The sequence below is a fragment of the Streptomyces sp. NPDC048481 genome (assembly GCF_043200075.1).
In the GTDB taxonomy this organism is placed as follows: domain Bacteria; phylum Actinomycetota; class Actinomycetes; order Streptomycetales; family Streptomycetaceae; genus Streptomyces.
On record NZ_JBICXC010000015.1, the window covers coordinates 88,614 to 102,783 of the forward strand.

The 14,170-nt window shown below is 69.6% G+C and carries 7 protein-coding genes; 2 read left to right on the forward strand and 5 right to left on the reverse strand.

Annotated elements, in window-relative coordinates; all coding sequences use genetic code 11:
* Nucleotides 1-165: 165 nt before the first annotated feature.
* Together ACGFSH_RS32455 and ACGFSH_RS32460 are read right to left on the reverse strand one after the other, a co-directional pair.
* The gene (locus ACGFSH_RS32455) at nucleotides 166-1,599 is read right to left on the reverse strand and encodes a glycoside hydrolase family 43 protein (RefSeq protein WP_393354906.1); all 1,434 of its coding nucleotides are present in this window, start codon (nucleotides 1,597-1,599) and stop codon (nucleotides 166-168) included.
* A 1,019-nt stretch (nucleotides 1,600-2,618) separates the two neighbouring features.
* Nucleotides 2,619-3,269 (reverse strand): hypothetical protein, encoded by a 651-nt coding sequence (locus ACGFSH_RS32460; protein ID WP_393354814.1) that lies wholly within the window; start codon nucleotides 3,267-3,269, stop codon nucleotides 2,619-2,621.
* A 658-nt stretch (nucleotides 3,270-3,927) separates the two neighbouring features.
* On the opposite strand from ACGFSH_RS32460, the gene ACGFSH_RS32465 reads away from it, so the two are divergent.
* Nucleotides 3,928-7,098 (forward strand): NACHT domain-containing protein, encoded by a 3,171-nt coding sequence (locus ACGFSH_RS32465; protein ID WP_393354816.1) that lies wholly within the window; start codon nucleotides 3,928-3,930, stop codon nucleotides 7,096-7,098.
* 413 nt (nucleotides 7,099-7,511) lie between these two features.
* Complete coding sequence (locus ACGFSH_RS32470) at nucleotides 7,512-8,687, forward strand: cytochrome P450 (protein WP_393354818.1); 1,176 nt, start codon at nucleotides 7,512-7,514, stop codon at nucleotides 8,685-8,687.
* 356 nt (nucleotides 8,688-9,043) lie between these two features.
* Here ACGFSH_RS32470 and ACGFSH_RS32475 read toward each other — a convergent pair whose 3' ends face one another.
* From ACGFSH_RS32475 to ACGFSH_RS32485, 3 genes are all read right to left on the reverse strand, one after another.
* Complete coding sequence (locus ACGFSH_RS32475; protein ID WP_393354820.1) at nucleotides 9,044-12,406, reverse strand: discoidin domain-containing protein; 3,363 nt, start codon at nucleotides 12,404-12,406, stop codon at nucleotides 9,044-9,046.
* A gap of 976 nt (nucleotides 12,407-13,382) precedes the next feature.
* Complete coding sequence (locus ACGFSH_RS32480) at nucleotides 13,383-13,607, reverse strand: hypothetical protein (RefSeq protein ID WP_393354822.1); 225 nt, start codon at nucleotides 13,605-13,607, stop codon at nucleotides 13,383-13,385.
* Between the two features lie 81 nt (nucleotides 13,608-13,688).
* A complete protein-coding gene (locus tag ACGFSH_RS32485) occupies nucleotides 13,689-14,084 on the reverse strand; it encodes a hypothetical protein (RefSeq protein ID WP_393354824.1) in 396 nt (131 codons plus the stop codon).
* Nucleotides 14,085-14,170: the final 86 nt, after the last annotated feature.

A 14,170-nucleotide genomic window follows, 5' to 3' on the forward strand; every position in this document is an offset into this window, starting at 1 on the left:
TCGTCGGATCCGGACCTCCTCGGACCCGGACAGCGACGGGTGGAGGACGTGCGGAGGCGGTGAGCAGAGGCCCGTTATGGGACCTGTGACGAAAGTTCGCGATCGCCTCCCCTGCCCGCCTTAACGTCGTCGTCGCCACCGAGAGGGGGAAGGGTCGGCGTCGGATCAGCTCGTCACACGGAAGGTGGCGTCGCTGCGTCCCGTCGCGGTGGTGATCGGGTCGAGACGCAGCTCGTAGGCGAAGTGGCGGATGTAGCGGTCGGGGTAGTTGTACGACTGGAACGACGACCAGCCGGCGTCGGCGAGGCCGGCGACCTTGCGGAAGGTGGCGTCGGCGGCGAACTGGGTGGTGCCGTCGTTGTGGGCGAGCTGGAAGTCGAAGTTGAAGTGGCGCAGGAAGTAGCCGGGGTGGTTCACCGACTCGAAGGAGACGGTGCCGGTGCCGGCCAGGCCGGGGCGCAGCCGGAACTGGGCGTCCTCGGCGGGGCTCACGTTGGGGTCGATGCGCACGTCGAAGTCGCTCTGGCGCACGTACCGGTCCTGGAAGTTGTACGACTGGAGCCGCTGGGCGGGGGTGTTGGGCCAACGGGCGAGGACGCGGCTCTCCTCGGCGGCGGTCAGGTTCATGATCCAGCCGTGGCGCTTCTTCGTGCCGCCCATGCTGTAGCTTCCCGCAGCCTGCCTCTGGTAGGAGGCGGGATTGGACGGGTCGGTCGTCAGGACCGGCATGTAGCCGCCGCCGGAGGCGTACTGGTCGAGGTAGAGGGCCCACTTGTTGGTGCCGTTGAACTTCATCCACATCGGGCCCTCGACCATCGACCCGGTCAGGCCGACGCCGGAGAGGTCGCCGAGCCGGGTCCAGGTTCCGAGGATCGAGTTGCTGCCCTCGAGGGTGATCTGGCCGTCACCGGAGGCCCGCACGTAGCGGTAGTTGCCCACTCCGGCCGGCATCTCGATGACCTGGGTGTCGATGATCTCCTGCGTGCCGGGTCGCTCGATGTAGGTCTGCGGGGTGGTGACGGTGCGGAAGTCGCTGGTGTGGGCGTAGTAGATGCGGTGCTTCGTCTTGCCGTCGAGGGGCACGTTCGTCGCCCAGTACAGGACGTAGTCGTTGGTCTCGCGGTCGAAGATCGCCTCGGGCGCCCAGGCGTTGCGCCCGTCGGGGATGGCGCCGGCGACGTTGAGCAGCCACGGCTGCGACCAGGTGAGCAGGTCCGTCGACTCCCACACCACCAGGTTGCGGCTGCCGTTGTTGATGGCGGCGTTCCAGTCCTGCCCGCAGCCGATGCACAGGTCGGTGGCGATGATCCAGTACTTGCTGCCGTCAGGGGATCTCACGAATGCGGGGTCTCGCACCCCCTTCGTGCCGACCGTGGAGCGCAGGACCATCCCGCCGCCGTTGAGATCGTTCCAGTGGAGGCCGTCCGTGCTGTGCGAGAGGTACATCTGCTGGTTGGTCGCCCCCTCACCGGTGAAGTGCACCATCAGGTAACCCGGATCGGCTGCGTCGGCCCGCTGGGGTGAGGTCAGGGCCTGGCCGGCGAAGAGGAGGCACACGGCGAGCAATATCACCGTCAGCCGGGCGCGAAGCACGGACATGTGGGCGGACATGCGGATCTCCTGTCGTTGTGGGGGTGCCAACGTCGGGGGGAACGGGAGAGTCGGGGGAACGGGAGAGTCGGGGGAACGGGAGAGTCGGGGGAACGGGAGAGCGGGGTGGCGAAGACAGCTTGGTCTCGGTGTGGGCGGGGCGGCGGAACGGTTCTGCGCTCGAGCTGGGGTGCAGATCCGGGTGAGCCAGGGTGCAGATCCGGGCAAAAGGTGTCTCACCTCGCGTGTATGTGTGCGGCGCGGGCCGACCGCGATGACGGTGGAGGCCCGGGCACACGAGCCGGCCGGACGGCTTCTGCGGGGACGTCACGGCTGTCGCCTTGGTGGGGCGGTCGTGGCGCGGGCGAGGCGGACGGTCTGTGGTGCGTCGGCGCCCGAGAGGCGCTTCGGGGGCCGACGCTTCGGGGCCCAGGCGTCCGGCGTTCCGGCGTCCCGGCTTCCTGTGTCGGGGCTCCTCTTCTCTGCGGCCCGGTCCCGGCCGCCATCACCTTCGGGGTGCGGTGATGTCAGCGGGCGGGCACCAAGTGCCACCTCCTGATGCCGACTGCTGTTGCGCCCGACGGCGTTCCGTCCCGGCGTTCAACTGGGGGGAAGTTCTCGTAGCCAACCCACTCTCCGAGCGAGCACGTTGTGCGACATATCGAACACTGTTCGTAAGATCGGGCAGAGATTAAGTCCGCCAAACACGACGCGTCAATACATCCGACTCAGGATCATCGAACCTGCCCAGCAGACGGACAGTGGCGGAGCCCGGCGTGATGGACCCCGTCGCCTTTCAGGCGGCAGTCGCGGAGGATCTTCCGGCTCTCCGTCCGGGCGAGGACGTGCGCGATGCAGACACGGACCTTGCCGTTCCAGGCGTTGTGACCGGAGGATCCGGCTGCTGCCCGAGCCGGCCCGGCGGCTCGACGCGCCCGAGCAGCGGCAGGCTGCCCCGCACCGCTTCCCGGCCGGCCTGCTGCATCGTCGGACGCTTCCCGCACGGGAAGCGCCACAGGCAGCCGTCGTCAGCCGCCACCCGAGCCGGCCGATGCCGAACCGCCGGAGGTCCAGGTGGAGTTGGGCTGCGGCCGATCGCGCGTGCTGCGCTCGGTGCGCAGCTCCACCACGACCCCGGCCGTGCCGAGCAGGGCCTTCAGCGCGTCGGCGAGCCGCCGCGGGTCGCCGCCGAACGGGAGAGTGAGCTGTTCCCGGACGCCCTGCAAAACGAGTTCCAGCGCGAGCGTGGAGACGGCCGGCTTGTGGTCGCCCTCGTACGGCTCCACCACCTTGTGCGTCAGCCGCACCTCTCGCAGGGTCTTTACGGGCAGCCAGTCATCCGGTCCGGCGGCCCGGACCAACCGCAGGGACGCGGGCGCCCCGGCCGGCGCGAACTCCACCCGCAGGATGTCCCGGGCCCGGGAAAGGGCCAGGACCGGCCAGCCGATCAGGTATTCCAGGCCGGCGATCACCCCCACCACCACGAACACGGTCGACGCCCGCGCCCCGGCCAGCGCCATCCAGAAGGCGATGAGCAGAGTCGGCACACCCAGGACGAGCGGAGTCAACAGCGCCGGCCCCGCCGAGGTCAGTACGTTCCACGCCCGCCCTGTCGGACCGGCGCGCAGGACCAGATACGTCGAGTCGGGGCCGTGTCTCAGCAAGGGATCGGTGGCCATGCCTCCAGCGTAGGACCGGTCCGCAAGAGCGCCTCGGCCTGTCCGGGCCGATGAGCCAGGACCTCTGACGGCCCGTGAACCTCAGCTGACGGGCGCGGGCAGGCTTCCAGGGCGCACGAAGGCGGACAACGGGCAGTGAGGCTGGATGAAGGACACAGCGATCTCCGGCGAGGCTAAACCGCTGCCCGGCTCAACCACTCCCGGATCATCGGCTACCCGGCCTCCGCCCGCTCCGCCAGGATCACGGGGGTCACGGCGGGCCACGCGTACGTGATCCTGGTCTGCGCCTGGCACGCGTCGGGTGAGGGGAAGCCGAGCATGAGCGACACGGTGGTCCCAGGCTGGCGACCGGGTGCCCCGCCTGTGCCGAGCGCTCCGTCCGGGACACGTTCCGGGTGGGGCGCTCGGCCACCGGTACCGGCGGGTGCACAGCATGCCGATCAGGTGGAGGGTCGGGCGGGCCCGGTATTGCGGCCGCAACCTGCGCCCGGAGGCACCGGTTCGGCGCGTCGTCGCTCACGGCAGCGCGCGTCACCACAGCGCACGCCGATCACCCCGTTTGCAGTCTCCGCATCCTTCGAATCATCTGACGGGACTACCGGCGCCCGGTAGCGTCGGCCTCGGCCGGGCCTGTCGGGATGCGGGAGTGAGGGACACAGTGGCACGCAGACTCCTGGCGTTCGCCGACGCTCTGGTGCTTCTCGGTGCCGAGCCGCCGCGGCTGGCGGCGTTGGATCGGGCGCTCGGTGGGGCGTTGAATCTGGCGACCGCCGGGGTCAGCGGCACGGTGATCGGCATGGCCGACGCCAACGGACGCCTCCTCGGCCTCGGACGCGACGCGATCCGCGGCGTCGGCGCCCGTCTGGACCGTACCCAGGGGCGTGCGGAGCGGACCGATGTGCTGCGCGCGGCCCACACGGTCATCGTCGTGGTGGCCTTCTTCGAGACGATGGAGGAGTTGGAGCTTCCGTTCGCCCTTGCCGAGGTGCGGTTGACCCGGGACGAGCAACTTGCCCTCGCACGGACCGAGTCGGGCCCGAACCGGCAGACGTGGGACCTGGTGTCGCTGCTGCTCGCCACGGACCTGCCCTGCCCGGCGCCGCACCTACCGGCCTCGGCGCTCACCGCGATGCTGCTCGCGAGTTACACCGACTACGCCCGCAGGTTCTACGCCTTCCTGGAAGGCCTTGCTCTTTGGGAGCACCTGGACACGTCGCGGCGCCTTCGGGCCCATGCCGCTCTCATGGACGACCTGCCGCGCGCGGCTCATGAGCGGTACCAGAGCCTGTACGTCGAACTCGCCAAAGAGGCACCCGAATTCGGATTCTGGGTCACACATGTGGCGCAGCAGGCGATCCACACAGACGTCGGCCGTGCCCTGTCCGGGATCGAGACTCTCCTCAGCCGCACGGCCGAGGCGCTGCGCCCGCCGGTCGACGTGGCCTCCGCGCTGGCGCGCGCTCACCGGGCGGCGCTCGCTCACCCTGTACTGGACGCCGCGTCGGCGCCGGACGGCATCAGGATTCCCAGCCTCCAAGACCTCTACCTCGACCCGGACTTCCGCGTCAGTGCCGTCTCCGCGCAGGCCGCACCGGCCGACCACGAGTGGTGGGGCCGACTGCCCCTGCGCCGAGACCTCACCCTCTACCTGGCCGGGGCGCTCACCTCTCCACAGCTCGCCGAGGCGCCCCTGCTGATCCTGGGCCAGCCCGGCGCCGGCAAATCCGCCCTCACCCGGGTGCTCGCCGCACGGCTTCCCTCTGTCGGCTACCTCCCCGTGCGTGTGCCGCTGAGGGACGTCCGGGTGGAGGACGAACTGCAGGACCAGATCGAACAGGCGATCCGTGCTTCCACCGGCGAACGCGTCGGCTGGCCGGAACTGGTGCGCGCGGCAGGCGGCAGCACTCCTGTTCTGCTCCTGGACGGCTTCGACGAGTTGCTGCAGACGACCGGCGTCCACCAGACCAACTTCCTGGAGCGCGTGTCCCAGTTCCAGCGGCGTGAGGCGGATCAGGGGCGGCCCGTGCTGGCCGTGGTGACGAGCCGGACCTCCGTGGCCGACCGCGCCCGGTACCCCGCCGGCATGGTCGTGCTGCGCCTGGAGCCCTTCCGTGCCGAGCAGATCACGACCTGGCTGGCGGTGTGGAACGAGGCCAACACGGCCGGACTCTCGGCGCACGGCCGCGGCCCGCTGACTTGGCAGTACGTCGAACGGCACGCCGAACTCGCCTCTCAGCCCCTGCTGCTGACGATGCTCGCGCTGTACGACGCTGCCGAGGGTGCTCTGCGGCGCGCCGTCGACGACTTCGACGTCACCGAGTTGTACGAGCAGTTGCTGTCCTCCTTCGCCCGGCGCGAGGTCGGCAAGACGACACTCCACGCCGTCTCCGACGAGGACACGGCCGCACTCGTCGAGCAGGAACTTCAGCGCCTGTCGCTCGTCGCCTTCGCCCAGCTGAACCGCGGGCGCCAGTGGGTGTCGGCCGACGAACTCGAACAGGACCTCACCGCCGTACTGGGCGGGCAGCCGGTGCGACCACCGGGGTTCCGCACCCCGCTCACCGCCGCCGAGGCGGCTCTCGGCCGCTTCTTCTTCGTCCAGCGGGCCCAGTCGGTGCGCGACGGACAGGTACTCGCCACCTACGAATTCCTGCACGCGACCTTCGGCGAGTACCTGGCCGTACGCCTCACCCTGCACCTGCTCACCGACCTGCTAGCGCCCCGCCCCGCGCTCTCTCTCGGGGACACCCGCATCGACGACGACCTCGCCTACGCACTGCTCTCCTACACCTCCCTGGCGTCCCGGCAGATGCTGCGCTTCGCGCGGTCGCTGACCGGCAGACTGTCCGTGGCCGAACGGCACCGGCTCACTCGGATCCTCGTCCAGGTCCTGACCCAGCACGCGACGCGCACCGGTGACCAGCACCCGGCCTACCGGCCCGCCCTCTTGCGCACCACGACACGCCACGGCCTGTACGGTTCCAACCTCGTGCTCCTGACGGTGCTGCTCGCCGAGCGCTGCTCCGCCGCCGCACTGTTCCCGGGCTCCGCGGACCCGCCGGGCGCCTGGCACCGGCACTGTCTGCTGTGGCGCTCGGCGATGAACGAGAGCCAGTGGACGGACTTCGCTCTGTCCTTCGACGTGCATCACACGTGGGACGGCGACGGCCGGTCCCTGGAGATATCGCTTCGCTCCGAGCCGGGCGCCCCACCACAGCCCCTCGACATGAACTGGCACTTCCGCTACCGGCGAGGCAGCGGAGGCCCCGGCTGGTCACGGTCGTACTGGGATGACCTGTGGCACAAGACGGGCGTCTCCGGGGGAACCAATGACTCGGTGATGCGGCATGCCCTGGACCCGGTGTTCCGGTGGCTCGGCCAGGCCGTGACCGTGTTCAGTCCGGTCGACGGTGCTCCGGCCTCATCACTCGCCCACGACCTGCTCGAACTGCTGCTGGCCGACCGCACGACCATGAGCGACGGGGAACTCGGCGATCTCTACGAGCGGGCGCTCCAAGGTACGCGGCTGCTGATGGACATGCGCCACCCCCAGCTGGCGTCGGCCGTGCACGCCCTTCTCACGGCCTTCGGCCAGGACGGAGGGCGAGTCGCCGGCGACGCACACGACGACGTCCTTCTGTTTCTCGCACAGCTCATTCACCTCGTGTTCGGTGACAGCGAGAGGGTACAGCCGTTGTCGTCGTCCGTCCTCGACGCGCTGTCCCGTAGGCTGGCGTCCCACCGATCCCTGGTGCATGCTCTCGCATCGCCGGAGAGCCGGGCTCTGCTCGCGCGCCACCACGATCCGACCACAGGCCCGAGCGAGTGAGCAGCCGAGTCCGTGTCCAGCGAGGCAGTTGGTCAACAATCCTGGTCGGGCTGGATCTGCTCGACTGACTCGCCGCGCGCGGGCCGGCGTCGCAGCGGTGATCTTCACTGCCCTTCGTGAACGCGCGACAGGTGGTGACGAACAGGGCTACGTCCGCGTCGAGTTCGAGCCGGGGGGCGCCGACGAACTTCTGCTTCCCTGACAGGGTTTCGGACGTACCGAAGGGGGCGATCATGCCGGGCACGGAGTCCGGCGGTTCCTCCTGCGAGGCCCCGAAGGAAGCGCGGGGGATCGCGCAGTACCGCTCCGGAGAGTCGAGGCCCCGGGCACGCGTGCACCGCGAGGAGACGAGCCGGGCACGCGCGGGCGTGTCACCGACGACGTCCGACCGTATCGAGTTGGAGGCTGAGGGCATGACCGACCCTGTGCACGATCCCCGCTTTCTCCAGGACCCCTATCCCGCCTACGCGGCCATACGTTCCACTTGTCCGGTGCAGCCCGTGCCCGGGCCGGACGGACGTGTCAGTTACCTGATCACCGGTTACGCGGAAGCCAAGGAGGCGCTCGGCGACACCCGGCTCTCGAAGGACACGGACGCATTCTTCGCGGGCAAGGCATCCCGACGACGACTGCATCCCGCGGTGGCGCACACCATGCTGGCCAGCGATCCGCCCCGGCACACCCGCCTGCGCACACTGGTCACCAAAGCGTTCACGACGGGGGCCGTGACACAGCTGCGCCCGTTCATCGTCACGGTCACCGACGACCTGCTGGACCGATGGCCCGCAGGCGAACCCTTCGACTTGGTGGAAGCCTTGGCGGCGCCCCTGCCGGTCCTCGTGATCTGCGAACTGCTCGGCGTCCCGCAGGAGGACCGGGCCGACGTCCGGCGCTGGTCCGCCGAATTGTTCGCGGCCGGAGAGCCCGAGGTCATCGACGCGGCCTCGCATGCCCTCGCCGATTACATGACGGCCCTCATCGCCGCCAAGCGCCGGGGCCCCGGGAACTGCCTTCTGGACCGGCTCATCCGCGCTCGCGACGCCGACGACCGGCTGAGCGAGGACGAACTGCTCTCCCTGGCCGTGCTGTTGCTCGTCGCCGGGCACGAGACCACCACCGATTTCCTCGCCTGCGCCACGCTGGCACTGCTGCGACACCCAGCCGAACTGGACCGTCTGCGCAGCGATCCGAACGAGGTGCCGGCAGCGCTGGATGAGCTGCTCCGGTTCGACTCCCCCGTCAGCACCGCCACATTCCGGTTCACCACGCAGGACCTCGCCCTCGGCGGCACCGACCTCCCGGCAGGCGTCCCTGTGCTCGTCGCGCTGGGAGCCGCCAACCGCGACCCGCGGCGGTTCCCGGATCCGGACCGGCTCGACCTCAACCGGGACGCCTCCGCTCATCTCGGCTTCGGCCACGGCATCCACCGCTGCGTCGGCGCGCCCCTGGCCAGGGCCGAGGCGGAGATCGTCCTGCGCGCGGTCCTCACCCGGTTTCCCGGAATCCGGCTCGCGGTGGCACCGGAACGGGTGCAGTGGCGGCGCACCCGACTCCTGCGCGGGCCGGCTTCGCTGCCCGTCCTGGTGTGACCGGACGGGCACGACGCTCCTGCCTCCCCCGGCAGTTGTCCCGGCGCAATCCGCCGAGCTCCTCCGACTCGGGTGCCGAGCCGACGGCGGGTGCCTTCTTCGGCTTCTTCGCGGTGCTGGCCACCGTGATGGGCTCGACGAGGTCGTCCATGGTCGTTTCGGCTCCTTGGCAGACAACCGCCCGCCCGTCTTCCCGCTTCCCGGGCACCCCGGACCGGCCGCGCGCGACCTCACCGTTTGTCACACACACCGGCATCCCGGCCACTCCCGAACGAGCCGCGGAACCGTTCGCGAGGGCTGCCCGCCCCGGCATGGGGGTGTGTGCCGGGGCGGGCTGTTGACGCGGCTGCGGCGTGCTACTTGATGCCGATCTCGGCCAGTTGCAGGCGGAACTTGGTGCTCTCGTCGGAGGCGGCGGCGCCGAGTCTGGTTGCCGTAAGGCGCAGGTAGCGGCCGGTGGTGGAGGTGAGGGCGTAGGTCTGGGCGGCCCCGTTCGGATTGGCCTGGCCGGTGACGGTGCGGGCCGTGGTGTAGGCGCCGGATCCGTCGGGGCGGGTCTGCAGGGTGAAGTCGACCGGGAAGTTCGCGGTGCCGCCGCCGGCTCCGCCGGTGTCGGTGCGGGGGTGGAGGGTGACGGCGCCGATGGACCGGTCGGCGCCGAGGTCGACCTCGATCCATACCGGTGTGGCGCTGACGTCGGCGGAGGGGAAGTCGATGCTGGTGAAGCCCTTGGCGCCGGTGACGCTGGTGGTGGTGCCGTCCAGGATCCGGGTCTTGCCCCAGTCGTTGTTCTCCAGCGTGTAGTTGGCCGTGACGGTGGTCGCGGCGGTGGGGACGGTGAGTTCGGCGAGTTGCAGACGGAACTTGGCGGATTCGTCGGAGGCGGCGGCTCCGAGCTTGGTGGCCTGCAGGCGGACGTAGCGGGCGGTGGCGGTCCTGAAGCCGTACGTCTGCACCAGCCCCTGTGGGTTGGCCTGGCCGGTGACGGTGCGGGCCGTGGTGTAGGTGCCGGACCCGTCGGGGCGGGTCTGGATCGTGAAGTCCACGGGGAAGCCCGCGGTCCCTCCCCCGGCGGCCTGGATGTCGGTGCGGGGGAAGAGGCGTACGGCGTCGAGGTCGGTGTCGGCGCCGAGGTCGATCTCCACCCACACGGGTGTGGCGCTGACGTCGGCGGAGGTGAACTCGTTGCTGGTGTACCCTCTGGCGCCGCTCACGCTGGTGAGTTTGCCGTCGGTGAGCCGGTTCCTGCCCCAGTTGCTGTTCTCCAGGCTGTTGTTGCTGGTGACCGGCCGGTTCAGGGCGAGGTTGTCGAGTCGGCCGGTGCCTGTGGCCGTGAACGTCCAGGTGCCCGGCTGGACCTTGAAGTAGACGTACGAGGAGTCCTGGCCGTCGTAGCTCAGGCCGCTGACGCTGCCGGTGGAAGAGCCGCCGGTGAAGACGGTGGTGCCGCCTGCCTTGATGACGGGCTGGGAGCCGCCGTAGGTGGGCACGCCCACTCGGGCGGTCGTACCGGCGGGCGAGGTGAGCGTGAGAGTCGCCTGGGTCCCGTCGCGGGTGATGCCGAAGCGGATGTCGCCCGCGGCGGTCGGCGTCACCGTATTGATCTTCGTGAGGGTGCCGGTCTGAGGGATCACCTCGTACGTCGTCCAGCCCGCCGTGGTGGGGCGCACCCCCGCGGCGTAGGCGGACAGCGCGTACAGCGGGCCGCCGTTCCAGGCATGGTTGTCGGTGCCTTGCGACTTGACCCACACCTCCCACAGGGTGTGGCAGGCGGGGTCGGCGACCTGGGCGGCGAAGCGGTTGCGCATCCGCTCCTCGGCGACGGTGGCCGCACCCATCAGGTACAGCGCCTCCAGGGCGTAGAACTCCATGTAAGGGCTGGCGTTGAGGTGGGTGCGCAGCACGTTGGTGATCGCCGGGTAGTGGCTGGGGGCGGCGAGGCCCGCGACGACGGCGAGCGCGTTGCCGCGGTCGTCGGTGTCGCCGTTGTAGCCGGGTGAGCGGTACTCGTTCTTCGTGCTGTTCCACAGCAGGCTGTCGAAGTTGGCCTTGATACTGGCGCGCTGGGCCTGCCATCGGGCGACGTCGCCGGTGTTGCCGCTGAGGGCCGCCAGCCTGGCGGCGGTGTCGAGGGCCAGGTAGTACCAGCAGTTGTTCAGGACGCGGGTGTCGATGTCGCTGCCCCAGTCCTGCCAGTCCCAGTCCCCGGCGCGGTGGGCAACCAGGCCGTCGCTGCCCAGGCCCCACAGGCCCAGGTACGTCTTCACCGCCAGGTAGGCGCCGGTGACCGTGCTCGTGTCGCCGGTGTAGAGGTGGAACGTCCAGAAGGACCACACCGAGGCGAGCATCTGGTTGGGCAGCTCGGCGGTCCAGATGGTCGAGGGCATCGGGGAGTAGAGCGCCCCGGTGTCCTTCGCCCAGGAGGCCAGCTGGGAGACGGCCTTCTTACCGAGGGCGTGGGACCTGGTGTCGAAGGTGTAGAAGCCCTCCTTCAGCTGGTTGACCACGTCGCCCCACCACTGGGCGCGTTCGCGGGTCGGGCAGTCCATGTAGTTGTCCCGCATGTTGACGTACATGGTGCGGGCGGCCTTGGTCCACACGGTGTCGAAGAAGGCGTCGCTGCTGGTGAACGACCCGTCGAAGTCGGTGTCGTAACCGGACTCCCGGTACTTGAGGTCCAGGACGGTCACGCCGGCCGGGACGGTGTACCGCACGGCCGTACCGCTCATCCACGACAGCGCCTCGAACTCCTGGACCCCGCCGGTGCAGACGTAGGTGGCGCGGACGTTGAAGATGGTCTCCTGGTCGATGCCGACCAGCCCTTTGCCGTCGTCGTAGTGGTCGGTCTGGATGCCGATCACCGCGCCGGCCGGGGCGTCCACCTTCAGGTACGGCGTGACCTGGATGTTGGAGGGCAGAGTGGCCGAGATGGCGGTGGAGCCCTGACCGGTGCCCGGGAGCGAGGCGGCGTTGGTGTAGGACGTCAGGCCGGAGTAGCGGAACTGCGGGATGGGCCGTTCGACGAGGCCGTTCCATGGAGCGGCGCCCGCGGCGCCGAAGTCGGTGGGCGCGCTCCAGCCGCTGTCGTCGAAGCCGCGGGACTGCCAGTCGGCCATGGCGGCGGCGTTGCGGGCGTCGTAGTAGACGTTCGATTCCGGGAGTCGGAAGTTGACCTGGGTGCCGCTGGTGTTGTTCGAGTAGGCCGGGTGGACCTTGTGCTTCCAGTCGGTGTCGCTGACCAGCCGGGTGGTGGTGGATCCGGTCGTGATGTCGGACTGGAACAGCAGGCCGCCCTTGCCGCTGCTGCTGTGCGAGAAGCCCTCCTTGCCGAAGTACCGCACCAGCAGTGCCACCGTGTTGGTGCCGCTGGTCAGGTACGGGGCAAGGTCGATTTCGTCGTAGTAGGTGTCCGTACGGTTCGGGCCGCGCTTGAGTCCGCCCTCGAAGACCACGAGCGTGCCGTTGACCCACAGCCAGTACTTGGAGTCGGCCGCTATCTGGGTGATGGCCGTCGAGGGCGCGGAGCCCAGGGTGAACGTTCTGCGGAAGGCCACCCACTGGTTGGCCGTACTGGACGGAGCCCAGACCCACTTCGCGGTCCACGAGACCGCCGCGGAGGCCGTCGGCGCGAGCCCGGGCAGCATCACGGAACCCAGAGTGGGGGCCAGGACCACAGCTATGGCCGAGCGCAGAATGTTGCGGCGCTTCACATCGTGCATCGCGGGCTCCTAGGAGATGTGCGGAGAGGGCGGCAGAACGCGTCGGCAGCCTGGGGCAAAACAGGGCAGAATCACTGCTTCCAGACGTTTGAAACGTTTCAATACTATGTTTGCAGGCGTGATCCTGGCCCCGTCGCAGGCGTCGTGTCAATGGCCGCGCGCCTAGAAAACGTGCGGGAGTCGCCCGCGTGACGTCGCGACCTCTGCGCGGTTCAAAGGGGTCGAGTTCGGAGGATTCCATGCGGCGAGCGGCCAGGCGTGCGGTTCGGGACCGACCCTGCCGGTTCCATCGACGTACCCCCGGTCGGCCGTGCTGCAGCGCCGCGGCGCCATGCTTGCGGTGGTTCTTCGCCCGGTACGACCCGGAGGAGACAGCGCGCCCTGGGCATCACCGTCTCGAACATTCAGGTACGGTCCAGCGGGCCCTCAACTCGCCGAGACCTGGCCTCTGTCCGACGAGCCAAGCTCCACGTCGGGACGGACAGCACCTACGCGCCGCCCGAGGCGGCAGCGCGCACAGGCGGCCGCGCAGGGCCACAAGCAAGGCAAGATCGCGTTGAGGGTGGTCTCGCCATCGCCGAACCACAGCGGGCGGTGGCGAAGTACGCCACGGCTCGGACGAGTTCAATGGCCCGTGCTGGTTGCGGTCCTGACCGAAGACACCACACGGGCCTTCACGATGCCCGGGCAGGGAGTGCTCGGGGCGCTCCCCCACCGACGTTTCCCACCTGTCGCCGCCATCCGACCGCCGGCAGCGGCGACAGCACAGCTGCGCGGCCCCGGGGGGCGATGCCCCGCCGACCTGCTGTGGTCGGGCTCATGGGCGGGGGACCCGCCGAACCGGCCCGTGCCCGGCGGACCGGTTCGTCCGTGCGGACCTGACACCCGTGCACACCTGGCTCACCCAGGCTCTGCGAAAGTACCGTGCCGCACAGGCACCGCGTGGGCACGCCGCTCGGCGGACCGCTGCGCCGGTTCAGGTTTTGACGGTGTGCAGCTGTATGTTCCGGTTGACGAAGAGGTGCACGAAACCGCAGCGCAGGCAGATCAATCCGGTGGCGGTTTCGTCCGCCCAGGCCAGGTTGAACAACTCCCCGCCCGTGCTGTTGAGTTTCACTCCCCGTTCGCGGAAGAGTTCGCTTTTGCAGACCTGGCACGTGATCTGCATCTCGCCCAGTGAGGCCCGTACCGCCTTGGCCATTGCATCCTCCTTGTCGGGCTCGGCGCGCGGCTGAGTCGTCAGCAGCCGCGTCGCTCCTGCCCGGCTTGTGTTTGATCATCGTCAGACCGAGGCGAAGGCTTCCTCGGGGGCGTCGTCGAGGACGAATCCGTTGTCGAGGCGGACGCGGACCGTGACGCGGAGCATCCGGCGCTGATGGGCGACCCAGTGCTCCTCCAAGGCGCTCACCTGCTCTTGCAGTTGCCTTCTGCTCTCCGGCGGCATCTGGTGGCCGAAGTCGTCGAGGAGCGACTTGAGGCGCAGGTACTCGCGGACCTCGTGGCTCTGCCGGCGGTGATGCTCGTCCACCCGCTCGACCGTGCCCTCGATGCCTGCCGCGAGGGAGACCGAGGTGCCCGCGACACCTGATTCGGCGGGAACGTCCTCGGTCGAGGTCACCGTGCCGGCCAGCCGCAGCTCCGCGGCCAGGCGTACCCGCCGGCCCACACTCAGCGTCATCGGTCCCTCACAGTCCTCGTCAGTCCTCGTCACGACGGTCCGGCAGGCATACCGGAGAGGAAAGGATCATCGCACCCTCCCCTCGG

What these genes read in the sequence shown, in the direction of transcription:
- ACGFSH_RS32460 (WP_393354814.1), bottom strand. Translation starts at nt 3,269, where the DNA reads ATGGCCACCGATCCCTTGCTGAGACACGGCCCCGACTCGACGTATCTG.
- ACGFSH_RS32455 (WP_393354906.1), bottom strand. Translation starts at nt 1,599, where the DNA reads ATGTCCGTGCTTCGCGCCCGGCTGACGGTGATATTGCTCGCCGTGTGC.
- ACGFSH_RS32470 (WP_393354818.1), top strand. Translation starts at nt 7,512, where the DNA reads ATGACCGACCCTGTGCACGATCCCCGCTTTCTCCAGGACCCCTATCCC.
- ACGFSH_RS32475 (WP_393354820.1), bottom strand. Translation starts at nt 12,406, where the DNA reads ATGCACGATGTGAAGCGCCGCAACATTCTGCGCTCGGCCATAGCTGTG.
- ACGFSH_RS32485 (WP_393354824.1), bottom strand. Translation starts at nt 14,084, where the DNA reads ATGACGCTGAGTGTGGGCCGGCGGGTACGCCTGGCCGCGGAGCTGCGG.
- ACGFSH_RS32480 (WP_393354822.1), bottom strand. Translation starts at nt 13,607, where the DNA reads ATGGCCAAGGCGGTACGGGCCTCACTGGGCGAGATGCAGATCACGTGC.